Source organism: Streptomyces griseobrunneus, assembly GCF_046713465.1.
Classification (GTDB): domain Bacteria; phylum Actinomycetota; class Actinomycetes; order Streptomycetales; family Streptomycetaceae; genus Streptomyces; species Streptomyces microflavus.
On the sequence record NZ_CP177080.1, the window covers coordinates 4,004,893 to 4,022,002 of the forward strand.

Annotated in this window: 16 protein-coding genes; 10 read left to right on the plus strand and 6 right to left on the minus strand. The window is 69.7% G+C overall.

Features of this window, described 5'->3' with window-relative positions:
* Nucleotides 1–41 precede the first annotated feature (41 nt).
* From ACK8N7_RS18295 to ACK8N7_RS18305, 3 genes are all read right to left on the minus strand, one after another.
* Entirely contained in the window at nt 42–1,718 is a 1,677-nt protein-coding gene (locus ACK8N7_RS18295) for an FAD-dependent monooxygenase (RefSeq protein WP_403213637.1), read from the minus strand.
* Between the two features lie 2 nt (nt 1,719–1,720).
* Nucleotides 1,721–2,236 (minus strand): VOC family protein, encoded by a 516-nt coding sequence (locus tag ACK8N7_RS18300; RefSeq protein WP_398601269.1) that lies wholly within the window; start codon nt 2,234–2,236, stop codon nt 1,721–1,723.
* 326 nt (nt 2,237–2,562) lie between these two features.
* Nucleotides 2,563–3,129, minus strand: a complete 567-nt coding sequence (locus ACK8N7_RS18305; protein ID WP_403213635.1) for a TetR/AcrR family transcriptional regulator — start codon at nt 3,127–3,129, stop codon at nt 2,563–2,565.
* A gap of 149 nt (nt 3,130–3,278) precedes the next feature.
* Here ACK8N7_RS18305 and ACK8N7_RS18310 point away from each other — a divergent pair, with 149 nt between their 5' ends.
* On the plus strand, nt 3,279–4,145 hold the full coding sequence (locus ACK8N7_RS18310) for a fumarylacetoacetate hydrolase family protein (RefSeq protein WP_398601271.1): 867 nt from the start codon (nt 3,279–3,281) through the stop codon (nt 4,143–4,145).
* A gap of 119 nt (nt 4,146–4,264) precedes the next feature.
* Here ACK8N7_RS18310 and ACK8N7_RS18315 read toward each other — a convergent pair whose 3' ends face one another.
* Together ACK8N7_RS18315 and ACK8N7_RS18320 are read right to left on the minus strand one after the other, a co-directional pair.
* Nucleotides 4,265–4,636 carry a hypothetical protein gene (locus ACK8N7_RS18315; RefSeq protein ID WP_500443246.1) on the minus strand — a complete coding sequence of 124 codons (372 nt, stop codon included), beginning with the start codon at nt 4,634–4,636 and terminating at the stop codon, nt 4,265–4,267.
* Nucleotides 4,637–5,042: 406 nt separating this feature from the next.
* Nucleotides 5,043–7,334, minus strand: coding sequence for an MMPL family transporter (locus ACK8N7_RS18320; RefSeq protein ID WP_500443248.1), 2,292 nt, complete (start codon nt 7,332–7,334; stop codon nt 5,043–5,045).
* Nucleotides 7,335–7,696: 362 nt separating this feature from the next.
* Between ACK8N7_RS18320 and ACK8N7_RS18325 the strand changes: the two genes are divergently transcribed.
* The 9 genes from ACK8N7_RS18325 (at nt 7,697) to ACK8N7_RS18365 (ending at nt 16,663) form a co-directional block, all read left to right on the plus strand.
* Nucleotides 7,697–8,287 carry a TetR/AcrR family transcriptional regulator gene (locus ACK8N7_RS18325; RefSeq protein ID WP_358724549.1) on the plus strand — a complete coding sequence of 197 codons (591 nt, stop codon included), beginning with the start codon at nt 7,697–7,699 and terminating at the stop codon, nt 8,285–8,287.
* A gap of 97 nt (nt 8,288–8,384) precedes the next feature.
* Nucleotides 8,385–9,008, plus strand: a complete 624-nt coding sequence (locus tag ACK8N7_RS18330) for a hypothetical protein (RefSeq protein WP_500443250.1) — start codon at nt 8,385–8,387, stop codon at nt 9,006–9,008.
* Between the two features lie 355 nt (nt 9,009–9,363).
* On the plus strand, nt 9,364–10,140 hold the full coding sequence (locus ACK8N7_RS18335; RefSeq protein ID WP_500443252.1) for an AfsR/SARP family transcriptional regulator: 777 nt from the start codon (nt 9,364–9,366) through the stop codon (nt 10,138–10,140).
* Nucleotides 10,141–10,515: 375 nt separating this feature from the next.
* On the plus strand, nt 10,516–12,168 hold the full coding sequence (locus ACK8N7_RS18340) for an aldehyde dehydrogenase family protein (RefSeq protein ID WP_403213625.1): 1,653 nt from the start codon (nt 10,516–10,518) through the stop codon (nt 12,166–12,168).
* Nucleotides 12,169–12,271: 103 nt separating this feature from the next.
* Nucleotides 12,272–13,564 (plus strand): aspartate aminotransferase family protein, encoded by a 1,293-nt coding sequence (locus ACK8N7_RS18345; RefSeq protein WP_500445781.1) that lies wholly within the window; start codon nt 12,272–12,274, stop codon nt 13,562–13,564.
* A 30-nt stretch (nt 13,565–13,594) separates the two neighbouring features.
* Complete coding sequence (locus ACK8N7_RS18350; RefSeq protein ID WP_403213623.1) at nt 13,595–14,059, plus strand: type II toxin-antitoxin system RatA family toxin; 465 nt, start codon at nt 13,595–13,597, stop codon at nt 14,057–14,059.
* A gap of 7 nt (nt 14,060–14,066) precedes the next feature.
* A complete protein-coding gene (locus tag ACK8N7_RS18355) occupies nt 14,067–15,077 on the plus strand; it encodes a beta-ketoacyl-ACP synthase III (protein ID WP_500443255.1) in 1,011 nt (336 codons plus the stop codon).
* Between the two features lie 111 nt (nt 15,078–15,188).
* Nucleotides 15,189–15,428 (plus strand): acyl carrier protein, encoded by a 240-nt coding sequence (locus ACK8N7_RS18360; RefSeq protein ID WP_283898226.1) that lies wholly within the window; start codon nt 15,189–15,191, stop codon nt 15,426–15,428.
* A complete protein-coding gene (locus ACK8N7_RS18365; RefSeq protein ID WP_403213618.1) occupies nt 15,428–16,663 on the plus strand; it encodes a beta-ketoacyl-[acyl-carrier-protein] synthase family protein in 1,236 nt (411 codons plus the stop codon). Before ACK8N7_RS18360 ends, ACK8N7_RS18365 begins: the two co-directional genes overlap by 1 nt.
* Nucleotides 16,664–16,750: 87 nt before the next feature.
* Here the strand turns inward: ACK8N7_RS18365 and ACK8N7_RS18370 are convergent, their stop codons facing one another.
* Nucleotides 16,751–17,077, minus strand: a complete 327-nt coding sequence (locus tag ACK8N7_RS18370) for a RedY/HapK family protein (protein ID WP_500443258.1) — start codon at nt 17,075–17,077, stop codon at nt 16,751–16,753.
* Nucleotides 17,078–17,110: the final 33 nt, after the last annotated feature.

Here is a 17,110-nt window from a genome sequence, read left to right on the forward strand (position 1 = left end):
CGGGCGGGCCCAGGCAGTGCCCGGCCCGGACCATGTCCGGCCTAGGCCGCCCGGCCCGCGGTCAGCAACCCGTACAGCGCCGCGCTCAGGGAGTCCTCGCCGGTCCCCTCGGCGCTGCTCCACGCGATGTGGCCGTCGGGCCGGACGAGGACGGCCCCGTCCGCCGGGATACCGAGCTGATCCAGGCCGGTGCCATCGGTGCTGACGACGTCCCGGCCGACCACGACGGTGTGCGACGGCACGCCTTCGGCCACCGCCGCGAAGGCGTCGGCCCAGACCCCGCCGGCGGGTCCCACGATCAGCGTGAAGCCGGGGATCAGGAGGTCCAGCGTCGACACCCGGGCGTCGGCCCGTTCGACCCAGGCGTGCGGGAGCCGGGCGCCGCGCACCGCGGACGGGCAAAAGTCGGTCGCGGAGAGCGGGACATCCGTCGCTCCGTCCGCGGGCCGGCCGGGCCCGTAGGCGTAGCCGATCTCCTGGTTGAGCGCGTCGAAGTGCGGCCGCTGGACCGGGATGGCCGCCGCGAGCCGCCTGCGCGCTTCGGCCGCCACCTCCGGGTCGGGGCTTTCGAGGCACGCGGCGATGCTGCCGGTGTCCGGTCCGATGCCCGCGTCCGCCATCTGGAGCGCGTTGCTCACGCTGTGGCGGGCGTTGTCCATGGCGACCGGGCGGCGTTCGCTCTCGTAGCTGTCGAGCAGGTCCTCGGGCGCCCACCCGTTGATCACCGCGGCGAGCTTCCACGCGAGGTTGTCCGCGTCGGCGAGACCGGTGTTCATGCCCAGTCCGCCCGTCGGGGGGAACTGGTGCGCGGCATCGCCCGCCAGGAAGACGCGGCCGCTGCGGTAGCGCTCCGCGGTCCGCGCCGCCATGGTCCACGGCCCCACGGCCCGGATCTCCACGTCGAGTTCGTCCACGCCGACCGCGTCACGGATGATCTGCGCGCACCGCTCGGGCGGATAGTCGGCCGGTGACTCGGTCGCCGGGTCGAAGCTCCGCTGGAAGGTCCACCGGCGGTCGCCGTCCATCCCGATGAAGACACCGGGGGAGACCGAGTTGATCGCCCATACGAGCAGCGCGGGATCGCGGCTCGTCCAGGGGGACAGATCCGCGTGGAAGTAGATGTTGAGCTGGTGGCCCAGTACCGGCGGCCCTTCGAGCCCGATCCCGAACGCGTCGCGGATCACGCCGGTCGCCCCGTCGGCCGCGACCGCGTAACGAGCCCGGATCGTCTCCCGCCGCTGCCCGCTCTCCACCGACACCTCCACGTCCCCGCCCCGGTCGGTCACGTCGAGGACGGTGGTGTCGTAGCGGAGCGTGGCCATCCCCTGGGCGAGTACCGCGTCCAGGAGATGCTGCTGCACGCGGTCCTGGGCGCAGGAGGTGAGCACCTCGGGGGACGCGTCGATGCGGCGCAGAATGTCCTCGGCGGGGCCTTCGGCCAGGTTGATCCGGCCGAGGTCACGCCCGGAGAGGGTCTGTTTCCACCGGATGTTGTGCGTCCACTCCGGGCCGACCGCGTCCTTGAGCACGGCGTCCGTGACGCCCCATGCCCGCAGCAGCTCCATGGACCGGGTGTTGACGATGTGGGCCCGCGGGTGCGGGTTGACGCCGGAGTAACGCTCGCAGACGACGCTGCGTACGCCGTGCCGCCCCAGCACCAGAGCGGTGGCCAGCCCCACGGGGCCGGCGCCGACCACGACGACGGGGGTGTCGGTCACGGTCATGACTGCTTGACCAGTTCTGCGAAGGGCTCACCCGATTCGAACCGGCGGACCAGTTCGTCCGGGTCGAATTCGACCCCGATCGGATTGTCGGCGAAGGCCCCGGAACGGAACCACCGGTCGAGTTCCGCCTCCGTGGCGAAGTTGTCGATCTGCAGCTCGATGTGGTTGCCGTCGGGGTCTGCGAAGTACATCGACGTGGTCGGTCCGTGGTTGATGCACCAGAACGGATGGACCCCGTCCGCCTTCAGCCGCCGGTAGGTGCCCAGTAGGTCACCCAGCGTGTCGTAGGTGAAGGCCGCGTGGTGCAGACCGGTGTGCGACTCACCCGGGCGTTCCGAAGCCCCGGTGCCCACGAGCGCGATCCGATGGTGCTCGTCGTCGTAGGTGAGGAAGGCGATGAAGCCGTTGGAGAACGTGACGCGGCCTTCGAGGACCCGTACGTACCACTCCGTCATCACTGGAACCTGACCGGTCCGGAAAACGATGTGGGCGAGTTTGGCTGGAGAAGCCATGACAGCAACCTCCTCATCGAGGGCAGGAACAGCCTTCTTGGCTGCCATACAAGAGGAGCATAGGGACGCTCTTGTGTGACAGTCAAGAGAAGTGGCGGGGGACCCCTGTCGCGGGCACGCGAAAGCCGCCGGTCACCGGCCGCCGGGGGTGGTCGCGGCAATCACGGCGTATAAGGCATGGGCGACGACGTACGGAAAGCGACTGATGCCCGGCACCGCACATCGGGCATCAGGCATCAGGCATCAGGCATCGGCATCGGGCATCGGCGCTCAGGTCCGGCGCTCGGCGCACCGGGCGGTTCTCAGCGTCCGACGCGCACCACCGTTCAGCGCGCGGCGGCGGCCGCCACCAGCGCCTCGGTCAGCAGCTCGACGAGATCACCGGTCGCGCGGTCGCTTCTGCGCACGCTGACCAGCAGGCCTTCGAACAGCACATGCGCGGTGTCCGCGACGAGTCCGACGTCGGCGCCCTCGGGCAGCCGGGTCGCGATGGCCGAGAGAAGGCGCTCCTCCAGCCACTCCTGCATCCGGGCATAGGTGTCGCCGAGCGCCTTCGACTCGACGATCCGCTCGTACGCCTCCCTGTGCAGCCCCCGGTAGGGCTCCATGCCCACCAGGAGAGCCACCAGCTCGCGCTGCGGATCACCGCCGGCTTCGGGGTCCGCCTCCACCCGCGCCCGCACCTGCGCGAAGAAGCGGCCGATCGCCGCCGCGAACAGGTCGTCCTTGGTCGGGAAGTACCAGCGCACGGCATTGGCGGCGACCCCTGCGGCACGGCCGACCTCGGCCACGCTGGTCGCCTTGTACCCCTTGGCCGCGAAGAGCTCCCATGCGTGCTCGACCATGGCGGCCTCACGCTCGGCCTTGGGGATCTGCTGTCGGTTACGTGGCATGCCAATGAGCCTATGCCGAACGCGACGGCCTCCCGGTCACGGCCGGTGAACACCTCTTGACGAGCGGGCGCCCATCATCTTGACTCTGAAACAAGAAGACTCTTGCTTTTGAAACAAGAGTATCGGCCGGCCGGACAAAGGGGTTCGTGATGCGTCTGTACAGCACCGATCTGGGCATCGCCAGGGAGGACAGTCCCGGAGAGCTGTCCCTGCTCGATCTGCCCTTCGTGGACCTGGACGCGCTCCTGCGGGGCCCCGGCACCGAAGCGGCCGGGTCGGCGCCGGTCACCGGCCGCACCCCGCTCGACCGGGTACGGCTACACGCACCGGTACGCCGGCCGGGCAAGGTGCTCATCGTCGGCCTCAACTACCGCAGCCACGCGACGGAGGCGCTGGAGATGATCGCCTCCATGGGCCGGGGTCCCATCGCCCTCCCCGAGGAGCCGAACTTCCAGGTCGTGGCGGGCTCTGCCGTGGTCGCGCACGGTGCGGACATCGTGCTCCCGGAGGTCGCGGCCACCCAGGCCGATTACGAGGGCGAGGTGGCCGCGGTCATCGGACGCACCGCGACAGCCGTGTCCCCCGCCGACGCCGGGCAGTACCTCGCCGGTCTGACCATCACCAACGACGTGACTGCCCGCGATATCCAGCGCCGCGCGATGTCCGGGGACCCGACCGCCTCCATCGGCGTCGCCAAGAGCTTCGACACGTTCAAGCCACTCGGCCCCTGCCTGGTGACCGGGGAGGAGTTCGAGGAGCCGCTCGACCTGCGGCTGCGCACCCGGGTCAACGGCGAGCCGCGCCAGGACGACCGGACGAGCAGCTTCATCCACCGCCTGCCCGAGCTGATCTCGTACCTCTCCCGCTATCAGACCCTCGAACCGGGCGACGTGATCTGCACGGGATCGCCGAGCGGCGCAGGGGTGTTCTCCGACCGCTTCCTGCGCCCCGGCGACGTGGTGGAGGTGGAGGTCGACGGCATCGGGACGCTCCGCAACCGAGTGGTCCCGGCCTGACGGAACCGCCGTATCCGCCCACACCCGGCATCGGCCTTCGGCCCCGCGCTCAGACAGAACCGAAGGCCGCGCCCCCGCCCCCTGCCCCTACTCCGCAGCCGGAGTCACCGGGGCCGGAGTCACGGGGCCGGACGGCCGTGACGCTGGGCCGAGTTCGCGGCGAACGTCTTCGGAGCGGCCTGCTGGAGCTTCGGGTCGGCGGGGCGGAAGGCTCCGGCCTCCTCGTCCCGGACGGTTTCGACGGCATAGAGGGCTTCACCGTCCGGGCAGGCCGCCGTGGTCCAGTACACCCCGTCCGTACCGCCGGCGCCGGTGAGATACCGCTTGCCGCGGACGGTCTCCAGCCGGGCTGCCTTCACGTACGGGCCGTAGTAGGCGGACAGCTGGAACAGCCGGTTGCCCGCGTCGTCCGTCAGCACGCAGTCCTCGACCGGGGCGGGGCCGTCCGCTGCGGCCTCTAAGTTGAGCGGACCGTCCGCTGCCGACAGCACTTTGCTTGCGCAAGTGATGAGTATCGGGGCACCCATCGCCTTTCTGGCAAGGCATGCAAGGGCTTGGTCGGAATCATGGATTCCCTTCAGCAACGTGTCCCCATCCCGTGTTGACACGTCAACACGGGAGCCGGATCGAGGAGGATCGAGCAGGATGCGGGAGGATAGAAACAGGGTCTACTATCCGTTTCTCCTGCGTTTCCGCAGGTCAGCGAGGTAACGGTTTTGGGTTCGAATCTCCTAGGCTCCACATCAAAAGACCCCCTCCGACCTGTGGAAACTCAGGCTGGAGGGGGTCTCTGCGTGTTCCCGGGGTGGACCGGAGATCACGGTTTCGTTGCGGATCGGCGCTCCCTTGGCTCCGGGCCCCGGTCGGTTCGCCGGCGGAGTGGATGTCAGGGGCGGGTCAGCTCCGTGTCGGCACCCGTTCCGCCGGGTCCTCCGTCTGTGCGGGGCCGGCCTGGGCCGTCGTGTCCGTGGCAGGGGACGGGCGTTCATGGTGGAAGCCGTACTTCTGGTGGAACCGGCGCAGCGGCCCCGGTGCCCACCAGTTCGCGTTGCCGGCCAGCCGCATGAAGGCGGGCACCAGCAGACCACGGATGATGGCCGCGTCCATGGCGATCGCCAGCGCCGTTCCCAGGCCGAGGATCTTGACCGGGGTGAAGCTGGTGAAGACGAGCGCGAGGAAGAAGATCGCCATGAGCCCGGCCGCCGCGGTGATCAGCCGGCCGGTGCTCTGGATTCCGTGGGCGACGGCCGCGGTGTTGTCGCCGGTGCGGTCGTACTCCTCCTTGATCCGGGAGAGCAGGAAGACCTCGTAGTCCATGGAGAGACCGAAGATCACGCAGAACATCAGGATCGGCATCGTGACGTCGATCTGGCCCGTGACCGTGAAGTCGCCTGCCAGGAAGGTGAGGTTGCCCTCCTGGAAGATGAACACCATCGCCCCGAAGGTGGCGGTGAGGCTCAGCAGGTTCATGATGATCGCCTTGAGCGGGACCAACAGGCTGCCGGTGAAGAGGAAGAGCAGGACGAAGGTCAGTACGGCGATGATCGCCGCGGCGTAGGGGAGGGCGGCCCAGAGGCTGTCCAGGGTGTCGCTGTACGCGGCGGCCATGCCGCTCACCTTGGATTCGGTGCCCTCCGGCGGGGAGAGGCCGCGTACGTCGGCGACCATGTCCTGGCCGTCGTCGGAGTAGGCCTCGGTGACGCTCTGGAGGGACAGCCAGGTGGAGTCGTCGGTGTCGAAGACCTCCGCGGCACCGGACGGCGCGGGGGCGGCGAGTTCGCCGTCCTGGAAGATGCCGGCCGACGAGTCGACCCGTTCGATGCCGTCGATCTCGGACAACGAGGCTGCGTAGGAGGAGAGTTCACCGGCGGGCGGCTTGGCCCCGTCCAGGACGACCTGCAGGCCCTGTCCGGCCAGAGCCGGGAAGTTGTCGCGCAGGGCATCGCCGACCTGGGCGGCCTCGGAGCTCTTCGAGAGCGCGCGGTCGTCGGGCAGCCCGTAGGAGGCGTTGCCGAACGGCGCGACGAGGACGGCCAGGGCGATGAGTACGAGGGTGAGCACCGGGACGGGGCGGCGCATCACGAAGGTGGCGAGCCGGTACCAGAAACCCTGTCCGTCCGTGCGCTCGGTCTGCGGCTGCTTGCGCCGGAACCTGGCCAGCGGGTCGAACTTGTCGATCCGGTGGCCGAGCAGCGAGATCAGTGCCGGCAGGAGCACCAGCGATCCCAGCATCGCGAAGAGGACCACTCCGATGCCCGCGTATGCGAAGGACGTCAGGTAGTAGAGCGGGAAGACCAGCAACGCGCCCAGGGAGAGCAGCACGGTGAGCGACGAGAAGAGGACGGTGCGGCCCGCCGTGTCCAGCGTTCGGCGCAGCGCCTCCTCCTGGTCGCGTCCCGCGGCCCGTTCCTCGCGGTAGCGGCTGACGATGAAGAGCGAGTAGTCGATGGCCAGGCCGAGGCCGAGCGCGGTGGTGAGGTTGGTGGCGAAGATGGACACCGAGGTGAACTGCGCCACGACCACCAGGATGGCCAGCGATCCCACGACCGAGACACCCGCGACAGCCAGGGGCAGCAGCGCCGCGGCACCGGAGCGGAAGACCAGGATGAGCAGAAGCAAAGTGATCGGGACGGCGATCGACTCGGCCAGCAGGAGGTCCTTCTCGACGCTCTCGTTGGCCTGCCTGTTGAACTCGGCGTAGCCGCCGGACTTCACCTCGAGGCTGCCCTGCTCGCCCGTGACCTCGGGGGCGATCTCCTCGGCGGTCTTCGTGATCTCGTCGTCGTCGCCACCGAGCCGGGCCAGGATCAGGACCTGGTCGCGTTCCTTGGAGACGAGCTCTGAGGCGGCCGGATCACCCTGGGCGGCGAAGTAGGACGTGACCGACTCCACGCCGTCCTGATCGGCCAGTTTCTCGGTGAGCCGCTGCCCGTCGCGCTGTGTCCGCGGGTCGTCGAGCGCCTGGTCGGGCGTGACGAGCAGGATGAAGTTGGCGTCGCCCGCGTCGAAGCGGTTCTCCAGGATCTCGGCGGCGGCGGACGACTCGGAATCCGGGTCGTCGAAGCCGCCTGCGGAGAGCGTGGTCATCACGGGTCCGGAGACGACGGCGATCAGCACGAATCCCAGTGCGGACAATATGAGCACAAGACGGCGTCGGTGGACGGCCAGCGACGCCAGTCGCGAAAGCATAGAGAAACTCCATTGGTGTGGGCGGGAGCGGAGGCGGATGGCGAAGTGGCGTCGATTCGGCGTGGAATGCCGTCGACAGACGCTGCAGGAGATGGCTCGCCCGGGAGCTGCATGAAATAGCCGGTCGAATACGGGTGTCAAGGCGCTTTGGCGGCTCTGGCGGTGAATTGGCCGGTCAGAGCGGGGGAGAAAGATTTTGCGGCGGGTTCGGATGCGGACCGCCGGCCGTACGCGAGCGGCGGGGGTTGGGCCGGCCGGCTGTCGACGGGGGATCAACTGGTGGCCGATACCGGTGAAACGACTCTGACCAGGCGCGATGGTGATGTGTGACAAAGCGCCGGGGGAACGCTAGAGTTGGTCACATGACTAACTCGGTCGATCGGCCCACCTCGTCACGCGGCCAGCGGCGGCGCGAGCAGCTGGTCGACGCCGGCATGGAGCTGCTGGCGGAGGTCGGCTGGCCCGGCGTGACCACGCGGTCCGTCGCCGAGCGCGCCAACGCCAACCTCGGCCTGATCCACTACTACTGGGGCGGGCTGCCGGCGCTGAAGACGGCCATCGCCCGCCGGGCCGGTGAGCATGTCTTCGACCCCGTGACCGAGGAGCTCAGCAGGACCACGACGGTGGAAGAGGCGCACGCCAAGCTGATCGAGCTGCTGTCCACCCCGCACGACGGCAGGACCGCCCGTCTGACGGTCGAGCTGATCGCCGGAGCGGCCCGTGAGCCGCTCCTGGGCGAGGTGCTGCGGGAGGCGCTCGCCGAGACCAGGGACCAGCTGCGTCTGTGGATCAAGAAGGTCCATCCGGAGGCGCCGGACGGCAGCGAGACCGTCCTGATCGCCCTCCTCGACGGCATGCTGCTGCACCGGATGCTCGACCCCGACCTGGACAACGGTGAAGCGATCTCCGCCCTGTCGCAGTTCCTGCCGGGCCGTCCCCCCGGGGGCGGCTAGGCCCCGGGGGCACAGCCCCGGCGGTCCGGTACATCCCCCGGCCGGGCCGCCGCCCCTCCCCTTGTCGCACTTTCCCCTGCTGCCCGGAGGATCCACAGTGGAAGCGGCCAAGCCGAGCTGGGCCTTTGGCGCCGGTGCCACCCGCGCCGAGAAGGGACTCGCCTACGCGGTCTCGCTCTTCGGGATCTGCGCGCTCGTGGTCGGTGGGCACGGTCTCGGCTGGACCTGGTGGCAGTGGCTGATCGGGGCTCTGCTCGTGCACGATCTGGCCGGCGGCGTCGTCGCCAACGGACTGGACACCGCCAAGCTCTTCTACCACTCCCCCCTCACCTTCACCGACTCCGTGTTCGCCCGCTTCGTCCACCACCCCGTGGGCTTCACGGCGATCCACCTCCAGCCGGTTCTGATCGCCTTGGTGATACCGGGCGGCACCTGGTGGTGGGGGCTGCTCTGGTACGGCTGGGCCCTGGTCGGCGCGGTCGTCGTGGACCGGGCGGAGGAGCGGCTGAAACGGCCGGTCGCCCTGGCGTGTGTCGTCACCGGGATCATGGTGGCGACCTATGTCGACTCCCCTCCGGGGCTCGAGTGGCTGCCGGCCGTACTGCTGCTGAAGCTCGTCCTCGCCCATGGGGTGCCGGAGCGTCTCGGCCGGCCCGCCGCGGTCGGTCCGGAAGGCGAATCACGGGACGACGTAAGCGGAGGAAGTGGCTCCCATTTGTGAGAACGGGGAATTGGTTGAAGGTTCGGCCTCAGGATACTTTTGTTGAAGTTTTGAATGTCGATATCTTGCCGAGTTCCCGTAAGGGATGGACATCCGCCGGAAGAGTATGCGTAAATATTACTTCCAGTCATTTCTTGCGTGAAAGCGGATGAGCGTACGCCGTTCGGGTGTCAGATGACGGGCGCCCTGCGGACAACTTGCGTGCATTCGCTCTTGGCTGGGGCGGCATTCTGGCATGGGGGAGCAAAGCGAATGCGTCGTCATCTGTTTTCTTCGCTCGGCAGCCGACCGGATGGCCGTCCCCGCTCATCGCTCAACCAGAGCACGGCACCAATTTCGAGCAGACGGGGAAAGCATGCTGATCGAAGTTCTAGGCCCGATGCACGTATTCCATGACGGTACCGAAATCGAGATACCAGGAGCCAAGCCCAGAACCATCATCGCGAGCCTCGCCCTGCATCCGGGCGAGGTGATCTCCGCGGCCGACCTGCTGGACGAGCTGTGGGGGGCCAATCCGCCGCGCTCGGCGGGCAACTCGCTCCAGGGGCACGTGGCCAGGCTGCGCCGCTCGCTGGCGCAGCAGACGAACCGGGCCCGGGCCCGTGACGTGCTGCGGACCTTCGGGTCCGGCTATCTGCTCGACATCGACGCGGACAGTGTGGACGCCCTCAGGTTCACCCGGATCGTGCAGGAGGTCGGCAGCCGCACCATCCACCAGGACCCGAAGCACGCGATCGACCGGCTCACCGAGGCGCTCCGGATGTGGCGCGGGCCGGCCCTGGCGGACACCGGTCAGGGAATCAGCTGCCAGACGGCGTGCGCTCACCTCAACGAGACCAGGCTGATGGCCAGGGACCTGCAGATCGAGGCGCAGCTCGCTCTCGGTCTGCACCGCGAAGTCGTGCCGCAGCTGGAGCAGTTGCTCACGCGCCATCCGTTGCGGGAGCGGTTCTGCGAACAGCTCATGCTCGCTCTCTACCGCTCGGGCCGGCAGGCGGACGCCATCAACGTCTACTACCGGGTACGGGAACGCCTCAGCCAGGAGCTCGGGCTGGAGCCCGGGCCCGGGATGCGTAACCGGCTCACGGAGATCCTTCAGCAGGAGCCGAGCCTGATCCTCGCCGGGCACTGACGCCGGCTTCGCGGGGGCCGGCGGGCTCATCGCTCACCTCGCCGCACCGGACGCCGGACACGACGGTGCGGTGACGTCGGCTTCCTCATGCCGGCACCACCCGACCCGCCATGGGGCGGACCTCCGTTCTCGCAGGCTTAGTCACCCGACTAACTATAGTGCGGGCGTGCTTCTGTGTCACCCCCGCGAAGCCCGCAGTGACAGAAGGTGCGGCGGTATCCGGACAGCCCGGGTACCGCCGTCTCCCATGCCCACATCGGGACAAAAGGGCCTCAGTCAGGTTTCAGTGCATTCTCAGGAACCCCTGGAAAAGTCATGTGCGCACCCTTCTACAACCTCGACTCGCGCGATATTCGCAGACGGAATGGAGTCAGTGTGGGCACCGGTCAGCCGTCCCGTTCGAACCCTCAGGACCTGCGCACCTATTACTCCTACGTGAACGGCGAGCGGAGGGAGAGCGGCGAGTGGGTCTACGTGGTGGACTCCAACGCCCTGCTCGACGACGTGTTCGCCAGCCTCCGCCTCAAGCGCCGCCTGGAGCAGGGAAGGCTGGAAGACGTCGCTCCGGAAGGCCTGCCGGACACCGTGGTCGGCAGGGTCGCCAAGGCGGACCGCGCCACCGTCGAGCTCGCGGTGAAGGCTGCCGCGTCAGCGGTCCAGGAGTGGGCCGCGGTGCCTCTGGAGATCCGGGTCGACCGGTTCGCCGAACTGCTCCACCAGCGCATATCCGACCACGCGGAACAGATCGCCGCCGTCCTGGTCGAGGAGGGCCACCCCCTCGCGCTGGCCCGCTGGCAGGTGTCCGGGATGCTGGAGATCTTCGGCCCCCACTCCACCGCCTTCTACCGCTCGCAGATGCTGCAGGAGTTCAGCCACGGCGGGCGCCGGCTCCAGGTCCGCCGCCGGCCGGACGGCGTGGTGTGCCTCAACCCGCCGCAGAACGCCCCGCTCTCCAGCGCGATGCTGGGCGCCACCGCCATCATGGCCGGGAACGCACTGGTCGTCCGGGCGCCGCGGAGCGGGCCGCTGGGTGTGATGTACGTACTCCAGGAGATCGTCGCGCCCGTCCTGGAGGAGCTCGGAGCCCCCAGCGGCGTTCTCAACGCGGTCTGCGGCGACCCGGCGCCGATGCTCTCCGTCTGGCTGGACAGCCCGGAGGTCGACGACATCATCTACTTCGGCAGCAGCGAGAACGGCATCCGTTTCGAGCAGCGCTGCATCGCCGCCGGGAAGAAGCCGATCCTGGAACTGGCCGGCAACGACGTGGTCACCGTCTGGAAGGACGCCGACGTCGAACTTGCCGCCGAGGCCCTCACCGAGAGTTTCTACGGCTCCGGCCAGCTCTGCATGATCCCCAACCAGGTGGTCGTCCATCCGGACGCGGCCGACGGGCTGCTCGACGCGCTGGTCCGGCGGGTGCGCGAGATCCGGCCGGGCCGGCCGCAGGACCCGGACGTGCTGCTGACACCCGTGCTGCGCAACGAGAAGTTCTTCTCCTGCCTGGAGCAGGCACTGGACAAGGGTGCCGAGCTCGTCCACGGCGGACACGCGATGCAGCTGGACGGCACCCGCGACCCGCACGGCATCTTCCTGGAGCCGACCGTGCTGGTCGTCCGCGGCCTGGCGCACGCCCGGGAGCTGGACGCCGTACGGCATGAGACGTTCTTCCCGCTGCTGCCGGTGATCGTGGCCGAACCGGCCGACGACACCACGCTGCTGGACCGGTTCGTCGCCTTCGTGGAGTCCAACGAGTACGGGCTGCGCAATTCCCTGTGGGCGAGCGACGAACAGGTGGTGGAGTACTTCACCGACCGCATCACCGGGGGCGGTCTGCTCAAGGTCAACGACTCGCACATCGGCTTCCTGCCCTGCCTGCCCACCCATGGCGGCACCGGCCGGACCGGCGGAGTCTTCGGCGAGGCCAACTACCCGATCCTGCGGACCTCGCACATCCAGGGAGTGAGCTTCAGCACCGGCTCCCGTCCTCGCGAGGCCGTCTTCGGTGCGTGGCGTGAGCTCTTCGGCTGACGCGTTCGCGGGGCACCTGCCCCAGGCGTTCGCCATGACGCTCCAGGACGCCCTGCGGAACATCCGAGACGACCTGCCCTTCCGGGCGACCACGAGGGGAACCATGACCACCGTCGAATCTCCAGGCACCGCCGCCGGGGCCACCGATGCCGACACCCTGATCGGCCTCTACCGGACACGTATGAACAAAGGACGGGCCACGCTCGGCGAACTGTTCGGCCGACACGTTGAGTTGGCGTCCGACGGGGTGTGGGTCACCGGCGAGGAGGGGCGCAGGTTCCTCAACTGCGGTGGGTACGGGGTGTTCATCACCGGCGCCCGGCACCCGGCGGTCGTCTCCCGGGTCGCCGAGCAGCTGGCCCGCCACCCCGTCGGTACCCGGCTCTTCCTCGAACCCCAGGCGGCGTACGCCGCGGACGCGCTCGTGGCCCACACCCCGGAGGGCCTTGAGCGGGTGCACTTCGCCTGCGGTGGCGCCGAGGCGGTGGAGGCGGCGATCAAGCTCGCCCGCACCCAGGGCCGTACCCGTCTCGTGGCCACCGAGGGCGGCTACCACGGCAAGACCATGGGGGCGCTCAGTCTCACCGGCAAGGACGTCTTCCAGGACCCGTTCCGGCCGCTGCTGCCGGGCGTCGACCACGTCCCGTACGGCGACGCCGCCGCGTTGGAGCGGCTCGTCGCGACGATGCCGGGCGAGGCCTGCGTCGTACTGGAGCCGGTCCAGGGCGAAGCCGGGGTGATCATCCCGCCTGCGGGCTACCTGCGCGAGGTACGCCGGATCTGCGACACCCACGGAGCGCTGCTGGTACTGGACGAGATCCAGACCGGCCTCGGGCGGCTGGGCGCCTGGTGGGGCGCCGACCTGGCGGGCGTCGTCCCCGACATCCTGCTCACCGGAAAGGCACTGGGCGGCGGCGTCATGCCCGTCTCCGCCCTGGTGGCCACGCCGGAGGTGTTCTCGGTCTTCGACAAGGACCCGTATCTCCACACCTCCACGTTCTCCGGCTCGCCTCTGGCGATGGCGGCGGTACGCGGTGCGCTCGCCGCCATCGAGGACGACGGGCTGGTGGACCGGGCCCAGGTGCTCGGTGCCCAGCTGCTCACCGAGCTCCGTACGATCGCGGTCCGTCACTTCGGCGCCGCCGTCGCCGAAGTACGCGGCCAAGGCCTGCTGATCGGCGTCGAGTTCACCGAACCCGGCCTCGCCGGGGAGCTGCTGATCGAGCTGCTCGAACAGGGCGTCATCGCCAACCACTCGCTCAACTCGCACATGGTGCTGCGTTTCACTCCTCCGGCCGTGCTCGCCCCCTCGGACGTGACGTTCCTCTACGAGGCGTTCGACCGGGCCTGCCGCGCTCAGGCGGCGCAGTACTTCCCGTCCGTACCGACCCATTAGGCGGCAAAACCCATGCGTAGCGTGCAGCTTGTGATCGATCTGCCCTCCACCGAACCCGACACCGTGTTCGCCGCGGTCCGTGAGTTCGGCCGGTTCCCCGGCCTGGCACCGGCGGTGCGCTCGGTCGAACCGCACGAGGGCGGCAGCGACTGGGAGGTCTTCTTCCGCAACGGGATCCTGCGCTGGACGGAGACCGACCGCACGGACGGCGCCGCCCGCACCATCGACTTCGCGCAGACGGACGGGGACTTCGCGTCCTTCGCCGGGCGCTGGCACGTGACCGGGACGGACGGCGGGTCCAGGGTCGACTTCACCACGGACTTCGACTTCGGCATCCCCAGCCTGGTCGGCATCCTCGATCCGGTCGCCGAGCGCGTCATCAAGGAGACGATCAGCCTGATCGTCATCGGCCTCTTCCCGGGCGGCACGGTCGTCGGCGACGCGAAGCTCGCCGACCGGCTGGCCCGTCTGTCGCCGCCCGCGGGCGCGGTCTGATCAGGGGATGACCGTGAAGACTAGGGCTTCGATCCTGGCCGGACTCGGTACCTGGTTACCGGACCGCATCGTCACCAACGACGAACTCGGCCGGGAACTGGACACCTCCGACGAATGGATACGCAGCAGGACCGGCATCGGGCGACGGCATGTCGCCGACCCCGGGACCGCCACCTCCGACATGGCCGTCGAAGCCGGTGCCCGGGCCCTGAAGTCCGCCGGCCAGGACCGCGCGGACGCGGTCGTGCTCGCCACCACCACCCCTGACCGGATCTGCCCGGCCACCGCGCCGCTGGTCGCCGCACGGCTGGGGCTGGGTCCGGTGCCCGCCTTCGACGTGTCCGCCGTGTGCACCGGATTCCTCTACGCCCTGGTCACCGCCCGCGGCCTGATCGCGACGGCCATCGCCGACAGCGTCCTGGTGATCGGGTCGGACACCTACTCCCGGATCCTCGATCCGCGGGACCGCTCCACCCGGGCCATCTTCGGCGACGGTGCGGGCGCGGTCCTGCTGCGGGCGGGCGGACCGGAGGAGCCGGGTGCGCTCGGTCCCGCCGTGCTCGCCAGCGACGGCAGCGGCGAGGAGCTGATCTCGGTCCGTACGGGCGGCTCCAGGGAACCGTTCCGCGCGGAGCGCGCCGCCGACGCGGACCCGTACTTCCGGATGAACGGCAAGGCCGTCTTCCGTAACGCGGTGGAGCGGATGACCCAGAGCTCGCGGCAGGTGGCCGAGGAAGCCGGCTGGACGGTCGATTCCATCGACCGGCTGATCGCGCACCAGGCCAACCTCCGCATCCTGTACGGCGTCGCCGATCAGCTCAAGCTGGGGCGCGACCGCTGCCCGGTCCACCTGGACCGGGTCGGCAACACGGCGGCGGCCTCCCTTCCGCTCGCCCTCGCCGACGCGGTGACCGGGCGGCGGCTCCTCCCGGGCCACCGCACCGTGCTCACCGCCTTCGGGGGCGGCCTCACCTGGGGAGCCGCCGCTCTCATCTGGCCGGATGTGCAGCCCGTCTGACCGCTCCGTTCCAGCACGCGCAACACCCGTAATGCCTGTAACACCCGTACCACCGCACCATCCACTTCCCTGAGCGGACACCGCGTCCGCACCACCCTTACGGAGATACCCATGAGTGACGTGTACGTGCGCTTCGTCGACCTCCTGGTGCAGGGCTTCGGCGCCGAGGCGGGCGAAGTCTCCGACAGCACCACCTTCATGGACCTGGAGCTGGACTCCCTCGCGCTGGTCGAGCTGACGATCGCCGCCCAGCAGGAGTTCGGTGTCCCCATCGGCGACGACGAACTCCACGCCGAGGACACGATGGCGCATGTCGCCAAGGTGATCGAGGCCAAGCTGGTGGAGGTCTGATGGCGGCCGGTGACGGCCGCTTCGACGCCGCCATCACCGGCCTGGGGATGGTGACGCCCGCAGGTTCGGGGGTGTCACCCACCTGGGAGCGGCTGTGTGCCGCCGAGTCCACCTGCGCCGGACCGATCGCCGGACTCAGCGGTGAGCCGGTCGCGTTCGGGGCCCAGGTGCCGGACTTCGACCCGGTGAGGACCATCGGCCGGCGCAAGGCGTGGCGGCTCGACCGCCACAACCAGCTGGCGCTCGCCGCCGCCGCCGAGGCACTCGCGGACTCGGGGCTCGACCCGGCCACCTGGGACGGGGCCCGCGTCGGGGTGGTCCTGGGCGTCGGTCTGGGCGGAGCGGCGAGCTGGGAGGCGCAGCACCGCAAGATGCTGGAGCAGGGCGCGGCGAGCATGTCGCCGATGCTGATCCCCCTGCTCATCTGCAACATGTCGGCCGGTCATCTGGCCATGGAGTACGGCGCCAAGGGGCCGAACTTCGTCACGGTGACGGCTTGTGCCTCCGGCACCACGGCCATCGGAACGGCCAGGGAGCTGCTGCGCGGCGGTGTCTGTGACGTGGTCCTGACCGGTGGCGCGGAGGCCTGCATGGTGCCTTCGATCGCGGGCGGCTTCGCCCGGATGGGCGCGCTGTCCCGGCACGAGGACCCCACGGCGGCCTCCCGGCCCTTCGACGTGAACCGGGACGGCTTCGTGCTCGCCGAGGGCGCGGCCGTCCTGGTGCTGGAGCGGCTGGAGGACGCGCGGGCGCGTGGCGCGCGGGTGCGGGCGCGGGTGAGCGGTTACGGCGCTTCCGCCGACGCGTACAACCCCACGGCCCCCGACCCGCAGGGCCTGGGCGCCGAGCTGGCGGTACGGGCCGCGCTGCGGGACGCCGGGGCCGGTCCGGAGTCCGTCGACCACGTCAACGCCCACGGCACGTCGACCCCGCTCAACGACGCCGCCGAGGCCCGGCTGATCCGCCGGGTCTTCCCGCACCAGCCGCCGGTCACCTCCGTCAAGGGGGTGCTGGGGCACTCGCTCGGCGCCGCCGGGGCGATCGAGGCGGCGGCGGCCGCACTGACGCTGGAGCACTCCTTCATCCCGCCGACGGCGAACCTGGAGAGCCAGGACCCGGAGATCGATCTGGACGTCGTCGCCAAGCAGGGCCGGGAGGGCCGGCTCTCCACCGTGGTCAGCAACTCCTTCGGATTCGGCGGCCAGAACGCGGTCCTGCTGCTGAGCCGGGCCTGAGGTCCGGTCTCCCGGCCGGCCGTACGAACAGCGGGCCCCGGTCGCTTCCCGCGACCGGGGCCCGCTGCGCTGGTCCCACCGGCCCGGCTACCAGGCCGGTGCCGTGGAGTAGCCTGCGCCGACCCGTTCGCCGGCCGTCTCGTCGACGACGACAGCCATGGTGTCGAAGGCCTGTTCCAGCTCGTGGAACGCGTCCAGCTTCATGTCCCGGTCGAAGGCCGCCCGGTCGGTCACGCCGATGATCTCGAAGTAGTGGAAGGGGTCGTCGGGCTGGTGCGAGACGCGCTGGACGCTGAAGGAGAGGACGCTGGGCAGCAGCGGGCACGTCGCGTAGTCGACGTCGCGCACCCAGTGCTCGAAGTGCTGCGGGTCGACGGCGGGCAGGAGCTTGATGCGGTGGACGATGTACTCCACTGTTCCTCCGGGAAGTGGGATGCGGGAAGTCCG